This is a genomic window from Goodfellowiella coeruleoviolacea, assembly GCF_024171785.1.
Taxonomy (GTDB): Bacteria; Actinomycetota; Actinomycetes; order Mycobacteriales; family Pseudonocardiaceae; genus Goodfellowiella; species Goodfellowiella coeruleoviolacea.
Genome location: NZ_JAMTCK010000007.1, coordinates 18,039 through 35,068 on the forward strand (window position 1 = coordinate 18,039; position 17,030 = coordinate 35,068).

Annotated in this window: 18 protein-coding genes; 16 read left to right on the forward strand and 2 right to left on the reverse strand. The window is 72.8% G+C overall.

Translation table 11 applies throughout. The features are described from left to right. Positions 1–12 precede the first annotated feature (12 nt). From LX83_RS16100 to LX83_RS16135, 8 genes are all read left to right on the forward strand, one after another. Positions 13–714, forward strand: a complete 702-nt coding sequence (locus LX83_RS16100) for a thiamine pyrophosphate-dependent enzyme (protein ID WP_253772113.1) — start codon at positions 13–15, stop codon at positions 712–714. A 26-nt stretch (positions 715–740) separates the two neighbouring features. Next, positions 741–1,631, forward strand: coding sequence for a transketolase family protein (locus tag LX83_RS16105; protein ID WP_253772772.1), 891 nt, complete (start codon positions 741–743; stop codon positions 1,629–1,631). Between the two features lie 400 nt (positions 1,632–2,031). Next, positions 2,032–2,301, forward strand: a complete 270-nt coding sequence (locus LX83_RS16110; protein WP_253772115.1) for a hypothetical protein — start codon at positions 2,032–2,034, stop codon at positions 2,299–2,301. 117 nt (positions 2,302–2,418) lie between these two features. Next, positions 2,419–3,054, forward strand: coding sequence for an imidazole glycerol phosphate synthase subunit HisH (gene hisH, locus LX83_RS16115; RefSeq protein WP_253772117.1), 636 nt, complete (start codon positions 2,419–2,421; stop codon positions 3,052–3,054). A gap of 80 nt (positions 3,055–3,134) precedes the next feature. Then, positions 3,135–3,869, forward strand: coding sequence for a bifunctional 1-(5-phosphoribosyl)-5-((5-phosphoribosylamino)methylideneamino)imidazole-4-carboxamide isomerase/phosphoribosylanthranilate isomerase PriA (gene priA / locus LX83_RS16120; RefSeq protein ID WP_253772119.1), 735 nt, complete (start codon positions 3,135–3,137; stop codon positions 3,867–3,869). 321 nt (positions 3,870–4,190) lie between these two features. Beyond that, positions 4,191–5,042: an SAM-dependent methyltransferase gene (locus tag LX83_RS16125; protein WP_253772121.1), complete on the forward strand. Its 852-nt coding sequence runs from the start codon at positions 4,191–4,193 to the stop codon at positions 5,040–5,042. Then, positions 5,039–7,270 carry an EAL domain-containing protein gene (locus LX83_RS16130; protein ID WP_253772123.1) on the forward strand — a complete coding sequence of 744 codons (2,232 nt, stop codon included), beginning with the start codon at positions 5,039–5,041 and terminating at the stop codon, positions 7,268–7,270. Before LX83_RS16125 ends, LX83_RS16130 begins: the two co-directional genes overlap by 4 nt. A 499-nt stretch (positions 7,271–7,769) precedes the next feature. Next, positions 7,770–8,033, forward strand: coding sequence for a hypothetical protein (locus tag LX83_RS16135; RefSeq protein ID WP_253772125.1), 264 nt, complete (start codon positions 7,770–7,772; stop codon positions 8,031–8,033). Positions 8,034–8,115: 82 nt separating this feature from the next. Here the strand turns inward: LX83_RS16135 and LX83_RS16140 are convergent, their stop codons facing one another. Next, complete coding sequence (locus tag LX83_RS16140; RefSeq protein ID WP_253772127.1) at positions 8,116–8,967, reverse strand: aldo/keto reductase; 852 nt, start codon at positions 8,965–8,967, stop codon at positions 8,116–8,118. A gap of 149 nt (positions 8,968–9,116) precedes the next feature. On the opposite strand from LX83_RS16140, the gene hisF reads away from it, so the two are divergent. Genes hisF through hisI form a run of 3 tightly spaced genes read left to right on the forward strand, consistent with a single transcriptional unit; the run spans position 9,117 to position 10,686 of the window. Further along, entirely contained in the window at positions 9,117–9,890 is a 774-nt protein-coding gene (gene hisF / locus LX83_RS16145; RefSeq protein ID WP_253772129.1) for an imidazole glycerol phosphate synthase subunit HisF, read from the forward strand. Beyond that, entirely contained in the window at positions 9,887–10,288 is a 402-nt protein-coding gene (locus LX83_RS16150; RefSeq protein ID WP_253772131.1) for a hypothetical protein, read from the forward strand. Before hisF ends, LX83_RS16150 begins: the two co-directional genes overlap by 4 nt. Then, on the forward strand, positions 10,285–10,686 hold the full coding sequence (hisI, locus tag LX83_RS16155; RefSeq protein WP_253772133.1) for a phosphoribosyl-AMP cyclohydrolase: 402 nt from the start codon (positions 10,285–10,287) through the stop codon (positions 10,684–10,686). Before LX83_RS16150 ends, hisI begins: the two co-directional genes overlap by 4 nt. A 21-nt stretch (positions 10,687–10,707) precedes the next feature. Here the strand turns inward: hisI and LX83_RS16160 are convergent, their stop codons facing one another. Further along, complete coding sequence (locus tag LX83_RS16160) at positions 10,708–11,517, reverse strand: TetR/AcrR family transcriptional regulator (protein ID WP_308203988.1); 810 nt, start codon at positions 11,515–11,517, stop codon at positions 10,708–10,710. Here LX83_RS16160 and LX83_RS16165 point away from each other — a divergent pair. From LX83_RS16165 to trpA, 5 genes are all read left to right on the forward strand, one after another. Beyond that, positions 11,507–13,075 carry an anthranilate synthase component I gene (locus LX83_RS16165; protein ID WP_407649591.1) on the forward strand — a complete coding sequence of 523 codons (1,569 nt, stop codon included), beginning with the start codon at positions 11,507–11,509 and terminating at the stop codon, positions 13,073–13,075. The genes LX83_RS16160 and LX83_RS16165 overlap by 11 nt on opposite strands. Positions 13,076–13,229: 154 nt before the next feature. Continuing rightward, complete coding sequence (locus tag LX83_RS16170) at positions 13,230–13,802, forward strand: Trp biosynthesis-associated membrane protein (protein WP_253772137.1); 573 nt, start codon at positions 13,230–13,232, stop codon at positions 13,800–13,802. A 251-nt stretch (positions 13,803–14,053) separates the two neighbouring features. Further along, positions 14,054–14,863, forward strand: a complete 810-nt coding sequence (gene trpC / locus LX83_RS16175; protein ID WP_253772139.1) for an indole-3-glycerol phosphate synthase TrpC — start codon at positions 14,054–14,056, stop codon at positions 14,861–14,863. Positions 14,864–14,913: 50 nt separating this feature from the next. Then, on the forward strand, positions 14,914–16,143 hold the full coding sequence (trpB, locus tag LX83_RS16180; RefSeq protein WP_253772141.1) for a tryptophan synthase subunit beta: 1,230 nt from the start codon (positions 14,914–14,916) through the stop codon (positions 16,141–16,143). Continuing rightward, complete coding sequence (gene trpA, locus LX83_RS16185; protein WP_253772143.1) at positions 16,140–16,943, forward strand: tryptophan synthase subunit alpha; 804 nt, start codon at positions 16,140–16,142, stop codon at positions 16,941–16,943. The genes trpB and trpA overlap by 4 nt, the downstream gene beginning before the upstream one ends. Positions 16,944–17,030: the final 87 nt, after the last annotated feature.

A 17,030-nucleotide genomic window follows, 5' to 3' on the forward strand; every position in this document is an offset into this window, starting at 1 on the left:
CACCGTGTTGTCATGACCACGGCGACACAGTTCGGCTACGCGGACCTCCCGCGCCTGCTCGCCCGCCTCGGCGGTGACGAGAAGCACGACCGCACCGCACTGTCCACACTGGACGTTCTCTGGGTGCTCTACGACCGGGTGCTCGCCGTGCGGCCCGACCGGCTGGACGATCCGGAGCGGGACCGGTTCCTGCTGTCCAAGGGGCACAGTCCCAAGGCCTACTACGCGGTGCTGGCGGCCAAGGGGTTCCTGCGGCCCGAGCAGCTGGACGGCTGGACCGGGTTCGCCTCCGCGCTGGGCGGCCACCCGGACCGCACCCTGATCCCGGCGGCCGAGATCGCCAGCGGCTCCCTGGGGCACGGGCTGCCGCTGGGCGTGGGCACCGCCCTGGGGCTGCGCGCCCAGCACCGCCGCGGCCCCCGGGTCGTGGTGCTGGTCGGCGACGGCGAACTGGACGAGGGCAGCAACCACGAGGCCATCGCCCTGGCCGGCCGGCTCGGCCTGGACCGGCTCACCGTCGTGGTGGTGGACAACAGCTCGGCCACGCACGGCTGGCCGGGCGGCATCGCCACCCGGTTCGTGGTGGAGGACTGGGCCACCCGGACCGTGCCCGGCCACGACCACGACGCCCTGCACGAGGCGTTGACCAGCGAGCACCCCGGCCGGCCACTGGCCGTGGTCGCCACCACCGAGCCGGCGAGGAGGTCGGCGTGAGCGGCGCGACGGGCACCGGGACCACCATGCGCGAGGCGTTCGTGGCCACCGCCGGGCACCTGCTGGACGAGGACCCCAGGGTCGCCGTGGTGCTCGCCGCCATCTCCGCCGACGTGTTCGCCGACGCGGCCCGCCGCCACCCGGACCGGGTCATCGACGTGGGCATCCGGGAACAGCTGCTGGTGGGCGTGGCCGGCGGGATGGCGCTGACCGGCATGCGCCCGATCGCGCACACCTACGCGCCATTCCTCGTCGAGCGGCCCTTCGAGCAGGTCAAGCTGGACCTGGGGCACCAGGGCGTTGGCGCGGTCCTGGTCAGCGTGGGCGCGTCCTACGACTGGGCGGCCGGCGGGCGCACCCACCACGCGCCCGGTGACGTGGCCCTGCTGGACACCCTGCCCGGGTGGACCGTGCACGTGCCGGGTCACCCGGACGAGGTGGTCGACCTGCTGCGCCGGGCGGCGCGCACCGACGACCGCGTCTACCTGCGCCTGACCAACGACGGCAACGCCCGCGCGCACCCGGTCGGCGCCGGCTTCCAGGTGCTGCGCACCGGCCGGCGGGCCGTGGTGGTGGCGGTTGGGCCGGTGCTGGACCGGGTGCTGGCGGCCACCGCGCGGCTGGACGTGACCGTGCTGTACGCGTCCACGGTGCGGCCCTTCGACGCGGTCGGGCTGCGCGCGGCCGTGCTCGCCGCCGACCGGGCCGACGTGGTGCTGGTGGAGCCCTACCTGGCCGGCACCTCCACGCACGCGGTGGCCGAGGCGCTGGCCGACGTGCCGCACCGGGTCCGGGCCCTGGGCGTGCGCCGGGACGTGGAGCTGCGCGGTTACGGCGAGCCCGCCGACCACGACGCCGCCCACGGCCTGGACGTCGCCGGCATCGCCGCCCGCATCCACGCGTTCACCAGGGCCTGAACACCCGCCCCGCCACCCATCACTCGATCGAGCGGTTTTATCTAGGGGGGCTTTATATTGAAACTAAATCCCCCCTAGAGTAGTTTGGTGGTGTTCAAACCCATGAAGCGGGCTAAGGTGGTCGCCGCCCTGATCGCGCACGGATGTGAGTCATTGCGCAACGTGGGGGTCATGAGGTGTATATCTGCCCGTGCGGTCAGCACCGGGCTCCGGTTCCGAACCATCGTCTTGTCACAGCTGGAGTGGTGTGGAGTATCAGCAAGCTGATGGGCTGCCTGCCCGAAAGGTGGTTGCAGTGAGGACCTATCGCGCGACAGCTCACCGCGAGGACAAGTGGTGGGTTGTCCACGTCGACGGCGTCGGTGCGACTCAGGGAAGGTCAACTGCGGAAGCTCAGCGGATGGCGACCGATCTGGTCGCTGTGATGGAGCAGGTGCCGATCGAGGAAGTGCTCGTGCAGATCGAGTTTGAACTCCCCGGTTCGCTGGGAGAGGAAATCAAGCGAGCGCGGCAGGAGGCTCAGGCTGCTGAGCAAGCACAGCGAAACGCCGCGGAGAAGGTGCGACGTGTGGTGACTCACCTGCTTGGCAGCGGATTGTCCAAGCAGGACGCCGCCCGGATTCTGGGGGTCTCCCCGCAACGGATCAGTCAGCTTGTGAAGTCCGGGTGATCGGTAGGGTCGGTGCGCGGTGTGCGACGGCGCCGACCCTGCCCCTCGTGCGGATGGCGGCGAGGCTGGCGCGCTGGTCAGCGGCGTTCTCCGGGGGAGATGGCCTACCCTGGGGTGGTGCCTCGTGTCGTCGTGTTGGACTACGGATCAGGAAACCTGCGCTCCGCCGAACGCGCGCTGCGCCGGGTGGGTGCCGACGTCGAGGTCACCTCGGACCATCGTGCCGCCCTGGCCGCCGACGGCCTGGTGGTGCCCGGTGTGGGCGCGTTCGCGGCCTGCATGACCGGGCTGCGCGCGGTGCGCGGCGACCGCATCATCGGCGAGCGGCTGGCCGGCGGCCGGCCGGTGCTTGGCATCTGCGTGGGCATGCAGATCCTGTTCGAGCGCGGCATCGAGCACGGGCTGGAAACGGCGGGCTGCGGGGAGTGGCCGGGCACGGTGGAGCGGCTGACCGCGCCGGTCGTGCCGCACATGGGCTGGAACACGGTGCGCGCGCCCGAGGGCTCGCTGCTGTTCGCCGGCATGGCCGAGGACACCCGGTTCTACTTCGTGCACTCCTACGCCGTGCAGCGCTGGGAACTGGTCACCGAACCGCCGTTCACCCCGCCGCTGGTGACCTGGGCCACCCACGGCGGTGACTTCGTGGCCGCCGCGGAGAACGGCCCGCTGTGCGCCACCCAGTTCCACCCGGAGAAGTCCGGTGACGCCGGGGCGCAGCTGTTGGAGAACTGGACCAAGTCGCTGGTGTCCTGAACGACCGGCCGGCCCGGTCCGCTCGGGCCGGACCCCGGCCTGCCGGTACGGCGGCGCCAGCCTGCCCCTATGGTGGAATCGTGACGTTCACCCTGCTCCCGGCCGTTGACGTGGCCGAAGGAAAGGCAGTCCGGCTCGTGCAAGGCGAGGCCGGTACGGAAACCTCCTATGGCGACCCGTTGGCCGCCGCGCTCGCCTGGCAACAGGGCGGTGCCGAGTGGGTGCACCTGGTCGACCTCGACGCGGCGTTCGGCCGCGGCTCCAACGCGGAGCTGTTGGCCAGGGTGGTCAACGAGCTTGACGTGAAGGTCGAGCTGTCCGGGGGCATTCGCGACGACGAGTCGCTGGCGGCGGCGCTGGCCACCAACTGCGCCCGGATCAACCTGGGCACGGCCGCGCTGGAGCACCCGGAGTGGTGCGCCAAGGTCATCGCCGAGCACGGCGACCGGATCGCCGTCGGCCTGGACGTGCGCATCACCGAGCAGGGCCACCGGCTGGCCGCGCGCGGCTGGACCAGTGACGGCGGCGACCTGTGGCGGGTGCTGGACCGGCTGGAGGCTGACGGCTGCGCCCGGTACGTGGTGACCGACGTGAGCCGGGACGGCACCCTGACCGGCCCGAACGTCGCACTGCTGCAGGAGATCTGCGCGCGCACCGACGCCCCGGTGATCGCCTCCGGTGGAGTGTCCAGTGTGGACGATCTGAAGGCGTTGGCGGCGCTGAGCCAGGACGGCGTGGAGGGCGCGATCGTCGGCAAGGCGTTGTACGCCGGTGCTTTCACGCTCCCGGAGGCGCTGGCCGCGGTCGCCGGCTGACCCCGCAGGCGCGGTCGGTGCCGGCCGGACCGGCCGACCGGTAAGCGTTTCCTCCGCAGGACTTCGGCGCACCGTCCCCGCAGCGGGGCGGTGCGCCGCGCTGTGTGCGCCACCCGCCGGGCGCCTGCTCCCATCTGGTGGGACAACCGGGAACGCCGGTGTGTGGCTTCCGCCACGTCCGATCGGACGATCCCAGTCCAGTATGGAGGGACATAACCGGCGGCTGGCGGGTGAAAAGATGATCTTCTGCCATTCGCCGGGAACGCGGCCGACCGATCGGTATCCTGGCCTCTCCTCAATCCTGATCCACAGGGGTGTGCGGTGGAAACGTGGCCAACGCGCCTGCCCAAGGGCGTTGACATCAATCAGCCGAGCGCGGCCCGTGTCTATGACTACTACCTGGGCGGAGCGTGCAACTTCGCCGCCGACCGCGACCTGGCCAGGCGGGCGGCCGAGGCCGTTCCCTGGGTCCGCGACCTCGCCAGGGCCAACCGGAGTTTTCTCGGCCGGGTCGTGCGCTTCATGGTCGAGTCGGGGATCAGGCAGTTCCTTGACATCGGCTCGGGTGTGCCCACCCTGGGCAACGTGCACGAGATTGCCCAGTCGGTCGATCCGTCCTGCCGGGTGGTCTACGTTGACAACGAACCGGTGGCGGTGGCGCACAGCGAGCTGCTGCTGGAGGGCAACGAGTTGGCCACCGTGGTGCAGGGCGACCTGCGCGACCCGGACGGGGTGCTCGGCGATGCCAGGACCACCGCGCTGCTCGACTTCGACGAGCCGATCGGCCTGCTCATGGTGGCGCTGCTGCACTTCCTGCGCGACGACGAGGACCCGGCCGGCATCATCGAGCGGTACCGGCGGCGGCTGGCGCCCGGCAGCTTCTTCGCCCTCTCCCACGGCACCGCCGACGTGTTCCCGGAACGGATGGGTGAGCTGGTGGAGTTCTACCGGTCAAGCAGCAACCCGGTGACCCTGCGGGGCAAGGCGGAGGTGGAGCGGTTGTTCACCGGATTCGATCTGGTCGAGCCCGGACTGGTCTGGACGGCGCAGTGGCGGCCGGAGTTCCCCGAGAACGTGGGCGAACACCCTGAGCGGTGCGCCGTCTACGCGGGAGTCGGGGTGAAGGCCGCCGGCGCGGTCGCGTCCAGTCCCGCCGAGAGCCGAACAACATGAGCGAGCCGGCGCACGACGATCCCGGCCCCAGCGCGGCGTGGCGGTCCGGCGAGGAACTCACCGCGTGGCGCGCGGACCTGGTGCGCGAGTGGGCGCGGGTGATCGCCGCGAGTTCCTCGGTGTCCAGGCCGCGCGGCGAACTGGAGGACCTGGTCGGCGGTTTCGTGGACCGGCTCACCGACGCGATGACCAGCCAGCCGCTGCACATCCAGCCGGCCAGGGACGTGGGCGCGGACCTGGTCGCCGCCGAGGTGGTCGGGGAGCGCAGCCTGCGGGACAGCATCGCGCTGCTGGGCCGGTGGCTGCCCGTGCTGGGCGGCGGCAGCGGCGCGGACTCGGTGAGCCAGCGGGTGGTGGCCGTGCTCGGCGAGCTGGCGGCCAGCTACGCCGAGGCCATGCGCGACCGCACCGTCGAGATCCAGGAGAACCTCAAGCTCGCGCTGGTCAAGGCCAAGGAGGACACCGAGCGCACGCTGCGGGTCAGCCAGGCCCGGTTCGAGGAGGTGTTCAACTCCGTCGCGGTGGGCATGGTGATCAGCGAACTCGACGGGACCATGGGCCGCAGCAACGAGGCCATGACCGAGATCCTCGGCTACTCGCCGCAGGAGATGGTCGGCCGCTCGGTGCACGAGTTGTTCTACATCGAGGACCTGGCCGATCTCACCTACCAGTACGCGGCGCTGCCGCACTCGGGCACCGGCCGGTTCCGCCGGCAGGCCAGGTTGGTGCGCAAGGACGGGGAGACCGCGTGGACCTACCTGTCGGTGTCGCTGCTGACCGACCCCGACGGGGAACCCACCCACATGGTCACCGCGGTCGAGGACGTCAGCGACCTGTACCTGCTCAAGGAGCGCTTCAAGTACCAGACGCTCTACGACACCCTGACCGACCTGCCCAACCGGCAGTTCTTCACCTCCCGCCTGGAGGCCGTGCTGGAACGGCCGCCGGTGGGCACCAGGGTACTGCTGTCCTATGTGGACCTCGAAGGGCTCGCCGCGATCAACACCGCGCTGCACCGGGATGTCGGTGACTACGTCATCCGCACCGTCGCCGGCAAGCTGCGCACGGTCTTCAGCGAGTTCTTCGACGAGCCCGACCTGATGCTGGCCCGGGTCGAGGGCGGGATGTTCGCGCTGCTCGGCCGGTACCGGGACAGCGCGCCGGACCTGGTCGGGCTGGTCAGCAGCGTGCAGGGTGAGCTGGCCGAGCCGATCTACGTCGGCGGGCACGGCGTGATGGTGACCGCCGGCATCGCGCTGGTGGACCGGGCGGCCAACGAGGTCACCGTGGAGGAACTGCTCGCCGCCGCGGACTTGACCCTGCGTCGGGTCAAGCGCAGTGGCAAGGCCCAGTGGGGTCTGTACGACCCGCAGCAGCACATCCAGGACCTCAACCGGGCCAGGGCCTCGGTCACTCTGCCCGGCGCGCTGGAGAGCGGTGAGTTCGACCTGGCCGGCCAGCCCCTGGTGGCGCGGGGACCGGACGGCGAGAACGAGGTCGTCGGCGTGCGCTTCGCCGCCAGCTGGGACAGCCTGGAACACGGGTCGGTCGGCCACGACGAGTGCCTGCGCCTGGCCGAGGAGGTCGGCACCGACCGCCAGCTCGGCGAGTGGCTGATCCGCCGGGCGGGCGAGGAAGCCCAGCGCTGGCACCGGACCTTCGCCTCGGCCGCGCCGTTCGCCCTGGTCTGCCTGACCCAGGGGCACGCGGCCGACCAGGACCTGGTCGCCGTGGTGCGCCGGGTGCTCACCGACACCGGGCTCAGCGGCGACGCCCTGCGGGTGAGCGTGCCGGCCGGCGCGCTGCGCGACGAACTCGGTGAGGCCGCGGACAACGTGGCGGTCCTGGCGGAGCTGGGAATTTCCGTGCTGCTGCACGATTTCGGCGACACCGCGGGCAACATCGCCCTGCTCGACCGCTATCCGATCCGCGGGGTGCTGTTGGCCGAGTCGGTGTGGCGGCCGTTGTGCTCGCCGCAGGAGCACAGCGCGCTGGTGCGCAGGGCGTGCACGGGATTCGTGAAGCTGGTGCGGGAGGCCGGTGCTCAGGCCATTGTGGACGGTGCGGACGCGGTGGCGCACGTGGACCGGTTGCGGGAGTTCGGTGTGGACGTGATCGCGGGTGGATTCACCCCGTTGGCCCGACTGGACGCCGAGATCGACGCGCTCACCCGAGCCGGCCGCCGCCAACCGGCCGAACCGGGCGGCGGCCCCACCGGGTCGGCCTAGCCGCCACCCCGCGCGGGTCGGGTCGGGGCCTCCGGGCGAACCGGGGTCCCCACCGGGAGAAGCAGCAGACCGCCCGGAGCCGCCGGTGGGTCCGCACCACCTCCGTGGCCGCGTCGGCCACCGGGAGTCCGTCAGTCCAGCGTGGTGGTGATCTGGTCCGGTGCCGCGGCCAGGAGCAGCAGGACCCCCGCCATCCCGAGGATCCGGCGCAGCGTGGCGCGGGATCCCCGCTGAGCGTTGCTCACCCGGCGTCGCGAGTGTGGCACGCCGTCCGGATCGCGGTGGGGTCTTCGGGGTTGTCCTGACGTGCCGCCGGCGGCGCCGCGGGCCCAGGTTCCCGGTCGACCCGAGCAGGGCGCGGGCCGTAATGTCCATTGTGGACGGACTGGGGCCCGGGTTGTGGTGTCACACGATCGGGTGTTGCTGGCACCCGGTTGCTGGTGCGCGGAACGCTGGCTGACCAGACTGGCGAAGATCCCCAGCGACCAGGGAGGTTGACGTGGCCACTTACGACACCGAGATCCAGTGGGGCGGTCCGAACGGTCAATGGCAGGCGGACCAGCCGTTGACGCTCTCCATCGTGAACCGGGAGGAGGGCGTCCCGAACAACGGCGCCCCCGCCACCGGTACCACGGTGACCTGGAGCAGCCCCAACGCCGGCAACGGCAGCATCACGTTCTTCGACGAGGGCAGCAGGTTCCAGGGAACCGCCCAGTTCCCCAACGAGGGGCCGGTCGGCTACCGCGGCACGCTCGCGAGCTGACGCCGCCCTTCGCGCTGAACTGACAGAAGCCCCGGACCACCGCAGAGCTGGATCCGGGGCTTCTGGCCGTCCGGGACCGCGGTCACGGGCGTGCCGAGGTGATCCGGTCGATCTCGTTGTCCGACAACGAGATCCCGGCCGCGGCGAGGTTCTCCGCCAGGAACGCCGGCGTCGTGGTGCCCGGCGTGGGCAGCATCACCGGGGAGCGGTGCAGCAGCCAGGCGAGCGCGATCTGGTTGACCGTGGCGCCGTGGGCCGAGGCGATCTCGCCGAGCAGTCGGGAGAGTTCCGGTGACCGGGACAGCGCGCCGCCGGCCAGGGGCAGGTACGGCAGGAAGGCCAGCCCGTTGCGCTCGCACAGCCACAGCACGTCCTCGTCGGCCCGGTGCGCCACGCTGTAGTGGTTCTGCACCGCGCTGATCGGCGCCAGGGCCATGGCCTGGCGCAGCTGGTCGGCGGTGATGGTGTCCAGACCGATGTGCTGGATCTTGCCGGCCGCGCGCAGTTCGAGCAGGGTGCCGAGCTGGTCGGCCAGGCCGACGGCCGGGTCGACGCGGTGCAGCTGGTACAGCGGCAGGCAGTCCAGGCGCAGCCGGCGCAGGCTCGCCTCGCAGGCGGCCCGCAGCTGCTCGGGCCGCCCGGCCAGGTGCCACTGGTCCGGCCCGGTGCGCACCACCCCGCCCTTGGTGGCGATCACCACCTCGGCCGGGTAGGGGTGCAGGGCCGAGGCGATGAGTTCCTCGGAGACCCCGGGCCCGTAGTTGTCCGCGGTGTCGATGAGGGTCACGCCCGCCGCGACCGCCTGGCGCAGCACGGCCACGGCCGTGTCCCGGTCCGCGGGCGGCCCCCAGTAGCCGGGGCCGGTGATCCGGCCGGCGCCGAAGCCGAGCCGGGTGACGGACAAACCGGGGCCGAGGTCGAACGTGGCGCGCACCACCGGATTCCACCACGCGGACCCCGGGCGGGCCCACCCGATCGGGGCGCCACCCGCCGCCGGAGTGGGGCACGGTCTCGCGCGCTGTGCGCGGGAACCCGGGGTGACGTGGCCGGCGTCACTCGGCGGAGCTGGCCTAGGCTCAGGGTATGTCGGTTGCCGTGCGTGTCATCCCCTGCCTGGACGTGGATCGGGGGCGGGTGGTGAAGGGGGTCAACTTCGCCAACCTGGTCGACGCGGGCGACCCGGTCGCCCTGGCGCGCGCCTACGACCGGGAGGGCGCCGACGAGCTGACCTTCCTCGACGTCACCGCGTCCGCATCGGACCGGGAGACCACCTACGACGTGGTGCGGCGCACCGCGGAACAGGTGTTCATCCCGTTGACCGTGGGCGGCGGGGTGCGCTCGACCGACGACGTGGACCGGCTGCTGCGCTCGGGCGCGGACAAGGTGAGCATCAACACCGCCGCCATCGCCCGGCCGGAGCTGCTGCGCGAGGCGTCCGTGCGGTTCGGCGCCCAGTGCGTGGTGCTGTCCGTGGACGCCAGGCGGGTGCCCGAGGGGGAGCGGCCCACCCCGTCCGGCTTCGAGGTCACCACGCACGGCGGCCGGCGCGGCACCGGCATCGACGCGGTGGAGTGGGCGGCCAGGGGCCAGGAGCTGGGCGTCGGCGAGATCCTGCTCAACTCCATGGACGCCGACGGCACCAAGGCCGGCTTCGACCTGGACCTGATCACCCGGGTGCGCGCGGTGGTGGACGTGCCGCTGATCGCCAGCGGCGGGGCCGGCGCGCTCGACCACTTCCCGCCGGCCGTGGCCGCCGGCGCCGACGCCGTGCTCGCCGCCAGCGTGTTCCACTTCGGCCAGCTGCGCATCGGCGAGGTCAAGGACGTGCTCCGCGGCACCGGGGTGGAGGTGCGGTGACCGACGCCGACCCGTCGAAGCGGGCCCGTGCGCGCCGCCCCGTGCCGGTCGAGGTGCGCGCGGCCGCGCTGGTCGCCCTGGCCGGGCCGGCGCTGTTCCTGATCGTGGCCCTGGTGCGGTGGCGCGTGGAGGGCGGTGCCGGCCTGTTCGGGGTGCCCACCGCGTTCGCGGTGGCCGAGTTCGCCGTGGCCGGTGGCCTGCTGGCGGGCCTGCGGCCGGCGCGGGCCACCGGCATGGTGGTGTTCGTCCTGGCCGCCCTGGTGCACCTGATGATCCTGCTGGGCTCGACACCGTGGTGGGCGCGCCTGGTCGCCGCGGTGCTGGCCGCCGCGCACATCTACGCGACCGTGCTGCTCGGCGCCGGGCCCACCCGCGACTACCTGGGAGGCGCACGATGACCAGCCCGCTCGACCCCGCCATCGCCGCGCGCCTCAAGCGCACCCCGGACGGGCTGGTGTGCGCGGTCGCCCAGCAGCACGGCACCGGCGAGGTGCTGATGGTCGCCTGGATGGACGACGAGGCACTGCACCGCACGCTCACCACCCGCCGCGCCACCTACTACTCGCGCAGCCGCCAGCAGCTGTGGATCAAGGGGGAGACCTCCGGCCACACCCAGTACGTGCACGAGGTGCGGCTCGACTGCGACGGGGACACCCTGCTGCTGGTGGTCGACCAGGTGGGCGGCGCCTGCCACACCGGCGACCGCACCTGCTTCGACGCCGCCCAGCTGCTCGCGCCCGAGGCCGACGCCGCCGGCCCGTCCGGGACGAGCGGGGCGAGTGGGGTGAGTGGCTGAGCCGCCGCCGGGCGCGCGGTCTCAGCCGCCGGTCAGGTCGCCGGTGAGGTAGCGCTGCAGGGTGGGGGCCACCGCGGCGACCACGGTGTCGATGTCGGCCGAGGCCATCGGCTCGAACTTGGCCACGTACCGGATCATGCCCAGCCCGATCAGCTGGGTGGCGCACAGCGTGGCCCGGAACTGGCCCTGGTCCGGCCCGGTCACCTCGGCGATCCGGTCGAAGACGCGGTTGAGGAAGACGTCCTTGAGGATGGCGGCGGCGGCCTCGTGGGTGGCCACACTGCGCACCAGCGCCGCGAACCCGCCGCCCTCGCTGCTGTCCCACGTGGTCAGGAAGGCCCGCACGATCCGCTCGCCCAGCCCGGACGGGTTGCCGTCGAACTCGTGGAGCACGCGGCCGATCACCTCCTCGGCGGTGACCGGCAGGTCGAGCACGGCCTCGGCGAACAGCCGCTCCTTGCCGCCGAACCAGTGGTTGACCATGGCCGGGTCGACTCCGGCCCTGGTGGCGATGGTCCGCACGGTCGCCTTGGTGTAGCCCTGCTCACTGAACACCTGCTTGGCCGCGGCCAGCAGCACGCCCCGGGTGTCCTGGCCGGCCGGGCGGCGGCCCCGCCGCCGAGGCGGAACATCCGGCTGCTGCGGCGGTGCTGCCCTGCCGTTGTCCTGCCGCGCTCGCCCGGGCGTCCGTCCGCTCACCCGGCCATCATCGCTGGCCAGGTGGAACGAGTTCAACACCGGCGCGCGTCGGGCCCAGGGCGGTGTCGGTTCGGGCCAGCCCCGCAACTCGCCGTGCTCGATCAACTGGCGAACCGGCACAATGGCGGCCATGGCCAGCGTGAGTGTCGGAGCCGTACCTGTCAGTGCCATGGGGGCGGTCAGCCCGTCGCGGGAGGAGTTCCACGCGTTGGCGGCGGACCGCCGGGTCATCCCGGTGGTGCGCCGGCTGCTCGCGGACGGGGAGACCCCGCTCGGGGTGTACCGCAAGCTCGCCGCGGATCGACCGGGCACCTTCCTGTTCGAGTCCGCGGAAAACGGGGACTCCTGGACACGGTGGTCGTTCGTCGGGGTGCGCAGCCCGGCCGCGCTGACCGCCAGGGGCGGCGAGGCGTACTGGACCGGCGTGCCACCGGTCGGCCTGCCCGACGGCGGCGACCCGCTGGTCGCGCTGCGCGACACGGTCGAGGCGCTGCGCACCGAACCGCTGCCCGGCATGCCCCCGCTGACCGGCGGCATGGTCGGGTTCATCGGCTACGACGCGGTGCGCCGGCTGGAGCGGCTGCCCGAACTGGCCGAGGACGACCTCCAGGTGCCCGAACTGGTCATGCTGCTGGCCACCGACCTGGCCGCGCTGGACCACCACGAGGGCACCATCACCCTGATCGCCAACGCGGTGAACTGGGACGACAGCCCGGAGCGGGTGGACGCCGCCTACGACGACGCCGTCCGCCGGCTCGACGCGATGACCGCCGACCTGCACACCTCGGCCGCGCCGACCGCGGCGGTGTTCTCCCGGCCCCGCCCGGAGTTCAAGCGCTGCCGCACCCCCGAGGAGCACCACGCCGCGGTGGAGGCGGCCAAGGCCGCGATCCGCGCGGGGGAGGCGTTCCAGGTGGTGGTCTCCCAGCGGTTCGAGATGCCCACCACGGCCGACGCCCTGGACATCTACCGGGTGCTGCGCACCACCAACCCCAGCCCGTACATGTACCTGCTGCGGCTGGACGGCTTCGACATCGTCGGCTCCAGCCCGGAGTCGCTGGTCACCGTGCGGGAGGGCCGGGCGACCACCCACCCCATCGCCGGCACCCGCTGGCGCGGCACCGACGCCGAAGAGGACGCGCTGCTGGAGAAGGACCTGCTCGCCGACGCCAAGGAGCGCGCCGAGCACCTGATGCTGGTCGACCTGGGCCGCAACGACCTGGGCAAGGTCTGCGTGCCGGGCACGGTGCGCGTGGTCGACTTCTTCAAGGTCGAGCGCTACAGCCACGTGATGCACATCGTGTCCACGGTCACCGGTGAACTCGCCCCCGGCCGCACCGCGTTCGACGCGGTGGCCGCGTGCTTCCCGGCCGGCACCCTGTCCGGCGCGCCCAAGCCCAGGGCGATGGAGCTGATCGAGGAGCTGGAGCCGACCAGGCGCGGCCTGTACGGCGGGGTGGTCGGCTACCTGGACTTCGCCGGCGACGGCGACACGGCCATCGCCATCCGGACCGCGCTGCTGCGCGACGGCATGGCCTACGTGCAGGCCGGTGGCGGCATCGTGGCCGACTCCGACCCGGTCGCCGAGGACAACGAGACCCTGAACAAGGCCGGTGCGGTGCTGTCCGCCATCGCCATCGCGGAGACGCTGGTGCCGGCCGACCGACTAGACGAGTTTCCCCGTGCCTGAAGCAGACCACCCAGCCGTGCCCGGACCGACGTCGACGCCGAGCGAGCTACCCCGAGCCGATTCACCCGCCGCCGGTTCACCCGCCGCCGATTCACCCGCCGCCGGTTCACCCCGCGGCGACGCGCCACGGGCCCGGCGGCCCGGCGCCCGGCCGATGTGGCTGTTCGTGCTGGCACTGCTGGCCGCCGCCGCCGCGCTGGGTGGCTCGTCCCTGCTGACCTGGACGGCCTACCTGCAGGAGCGGCCGGGTGGCGGCTACACGCTGGTCCGGCACACCGGAGCCGAGGCCAGCCCGGCGCTGGTGCCGCTGGCCCTGGTGTGCCTGGCGGCGATCGCGGCCGTGGTGGCGCTGGCCGGCTGGCTGCGCCGGGTGCTCGGCGCGCTGCTGGTCGCGGCCGGGCTGGGCGCCGCCTGGATCGGCGTGTTCGCCGGGCGGGGCGCGGCCGGTGCTGGCGCGCAGGTGCTGTCCAGCCAGCAGTACCAGGCACAACTGCGGGACTCGGCGCTGACCGGGGTGCTGGGCCGGGGGCTGGTGGTGCTGGCCGCGCTGCTGGTCATCGGCGCCGGCGTGCTGCTGGTGCTGCGCGCCTCGGCCATGCCCCGCCTGGGGTCGAGCTACCAGACACCCGGCGCGGCCCGCGCCGCCCGCAGGGCCAGCGCCGACCCGGACCGGGAACTGTGGAACGCGCTCAGCGAGGGCCACGATCCCACGGTGGGCGAACGGTGAGCCGCACGGAGTCGCCGCGTGCGCACGTTTGCGCACGTCGGCCTGGAAGGGCCTGCCCAAGCAGCGCGGATCGGGTGACCCGGTGCCGCGTGGGTCGCTCGCGCGGGGTTAGCATCCTTGCGGCGGGAAGGGGAGCATGACGTGAGGGAGCTTGCCTGCGAGCAAGGCGACATCGGAGCCCTGGGAACCGGCGTGAGGCCCACCGGACGGGCCGTTCGGACAGCGCCGACGAGCGTCGGTGAGGTGTTCGGATGACTGTTCTCGAAGCGATTCTGGAGGGTGTGCGGGAGGACCTCGCCGAGCGCGAGGCCGCCACTCCGTTTGAGACGATCAAGGAGCAGGCCAGCAAGGTCGCGCCGCCGCTGGACGTGATGGCGGCCCTGCGGGCGCCAGGGGTCGGGGTGATCGCCGAGGTCAAGCGGCGCAGCCCGTCCAAGGGCGCGCTGGCCGAGATCGCCGACCCGGCGGCGCTGGCGGCGCAGTACGAGTCGGCCGGCGCCAGGGTGATCAGCGTGCTGACCGAGCGGCGGCGCTTCGGCGGGTCGCTGGCGGACTTCGACGCGGTGCGCGCGGCGGTGCGGATCCCGTTGCTGCGCAAGGACTTCATCATCAGCCCCTACCAGGTGCACGAGGCCAGGCTGCACGGCGCGGACCTGGTGCTGCTGATCGTGGCGGCACTGGAGCAGAACGCGCTGGTCTCGCTGCTGGACCGGGTGGAGTCGCTGGGGATGACCGCACTGGTGGAGGTGCACACCGCCGAGGAGGCGGACCGGGCGCTGGAGGCCGGCGCGAGCGTGATCGGGATCAACGCCCGCAACCTGCACACGCTGGAGGTGGACCGGGACGTGTTCGGCCGGATCGCGCCCGGGCTGCCGCACGACGTGCTCAAGATCGCCGAGTCCGGGGTGCGCGGGCCGGGCGACCTGATGGCCTACGCCGGGGCCGGCGCGGACGCCGTGCTCGTCGGTGAGGGCCTGGTGACCAGTGGCGACCCGAGGGCCGCGGTGAACCAGTTGGTGACCGCGGGTTCGCACCCGGCCTGCCCTCGGCCCAGCAGGTAGCAACGCGGTCGGCGGGACGACCGCACCGCCGACGAGTCTGGAGAACTGAGATGAGCAGCGGCGACCACGTCGACCAGCACGGACCGGACGCGCGGGGCCACTTCGGCCCGTACGGCGGCCGGTTCATGCCGGAAGCGTTGATGGACGCCCTCGACGAGCTGTCCGCCGAGTACGACAAGGCGCGGGTCGACCCGGCGTTCACCGGGGAACTCGACCGGTTGCTGCGCGACTACGCCGGGCGGCCGTCGCTGCTCACCGAGGCCCCCAGGTTCGCCGAGCACGCCGGTGGCGCGCGCATCCTGCTCAAGCGCGAGGACCTCAACCACACCGGTTCCCACAAGATCAACAACGTGCTGGGGCAGGCCCTGCTCACCAAGCGGATGGGCAAGAAGCGGGTCATCGCCGAGACCGGCGCGGGGCAGCACGGGGTGGCCACGGCCACCGCGTGCGCCCTGCTCGGCCTGGAGTGCGTGGTCTACATGGGCGAGGTGGACACCAAGCGGCAGGCGCTCAACGTGGCCAGGATGCGCCTGCTCGGGGCCGAGGTGATCCCGGTGAAGACCGGGTCGCGCACGCTCAAGGACGCCATCAACGAGGCCCTGCGCGACTGGGTGACCAATGTGGACACCACCCACTACCTGCTGGGCACCGCGGCCGGCCCGCACCCGTTCCCGCTGCTCGTGCGCAACCTGCACCGGGTGATCGGGGTGGAGGCCCGGCAGCAGTGCCTCGACCTCCTCGGCCGGCTGCCCGACGTGGTGGCCGCGTGCGTCGGCGGCGGCTCCAACGCCATCGGCATCTTCCACGGCTTCATCGACGACCCGGGCGTGCGCCTGGTCGGCCTGGAGCCGGGCGGTGCGGGGCTGGACAGCGGCCGGCACGGCGCCACCCTCACCGCGGGCAGCCCGGGCACGCTGCACGGCGCCCTGTCGTACCTGTTGCAGGACGAGGACGGCCAGACCATCGAGGCGCACTCGATCTCGGCCGGATTGGACTACCCGGGCGTCGGCCCGGAGCACTCCTGGCTCAAGGACACCGGCCGGGCCGAGTACCGCCCGGTCACCGACGCCGAGGCCATGGCGGCGTTCTCACTGCTGTCCCGCACCGAGGGCATCATCCCGGCGATCGAGTCGTCGCACGCCCTGGCCGGCGCCCAGCAGTTGGGCCGGGAACTCGGCCCGGACGCGGTGATCCTGGTCAACCTGTCCGGGCGGGGCGACAAGGACGTGGACACGGCCGCCAAGTGGTTCGGCCTGGTCACCGAGGAGGAGGCCGAATGAGCCGGCTCGCCCGGATGTTCCAGGAGTGCCGGGCCGAGGGGCGTTCCGCGCTGGTCGGGTACCTGCCGGCCGGCTACCCCACGGTGCCCGGTTCCCAGGACCTGCTCACGGTCATGGTGTCGGCCGGCTGCGACCTGGTCGAGGTGGGCGTGCCCTACTCGGACCCGGTGATGGACGGCCCCACCATCCAGGCCGCGGCCGAGCACGCGCTGCGCGCCGGGTTCCGGCTGCGCGACCTGTTCACCGTGGTGGAGTCGGTGGCCACGGCCGGTGGCCGGGCCGTGGTGATGACCTACTGGAACCCGGTGTACCGGTACGGCGTTGACGCCTTCGCCCGCGACCTGGCCGCGGCCGGCGGGCTGGGCGTCATCACCCCCGACCTGGTGCCCGACGAGGCCGACGACTGGCTGGCCGCGGCCGAGCGGCACGCGCTGGACCGGATCTTCCTGGTGGCCCCGTCGTCCACGGACGAGCGCATCGCCCGCACCGCGGGCGCGGCCAGCGGGTTCCTGTATGCCACCTCGGTCATGGGCGTGACCGGTGCCAGGGACGCGGTCAGCCACGCCGCGCCCGAACTGGTGCGGCGGGCCCGCGCGCACACCGACCTGCCCATCGGCGTCGGCCTGGGGGTGCGGTCGCGGGAGCAGGCCGCCGAGGTCGCCGGGTTCGCCGACGCGGTGATCGTGGGCTCGGCCTTTGTCACGGCCGCGGCCACGGGCGAGGCGGCCGTCCGGGAGTTGGCCGGCGAGCTGGCCGAGGGTGTGCGGATCGGGGCGGACTCCGCGTCCCCGGTGGGGTAGCGCAGACCGACCGGTCGCCTGTCTGCCAGGCGAGCCGGTGACTGACGGAGATCGCTCGGGTCGATAGGGTTGCTGCCCTGTCGGCCC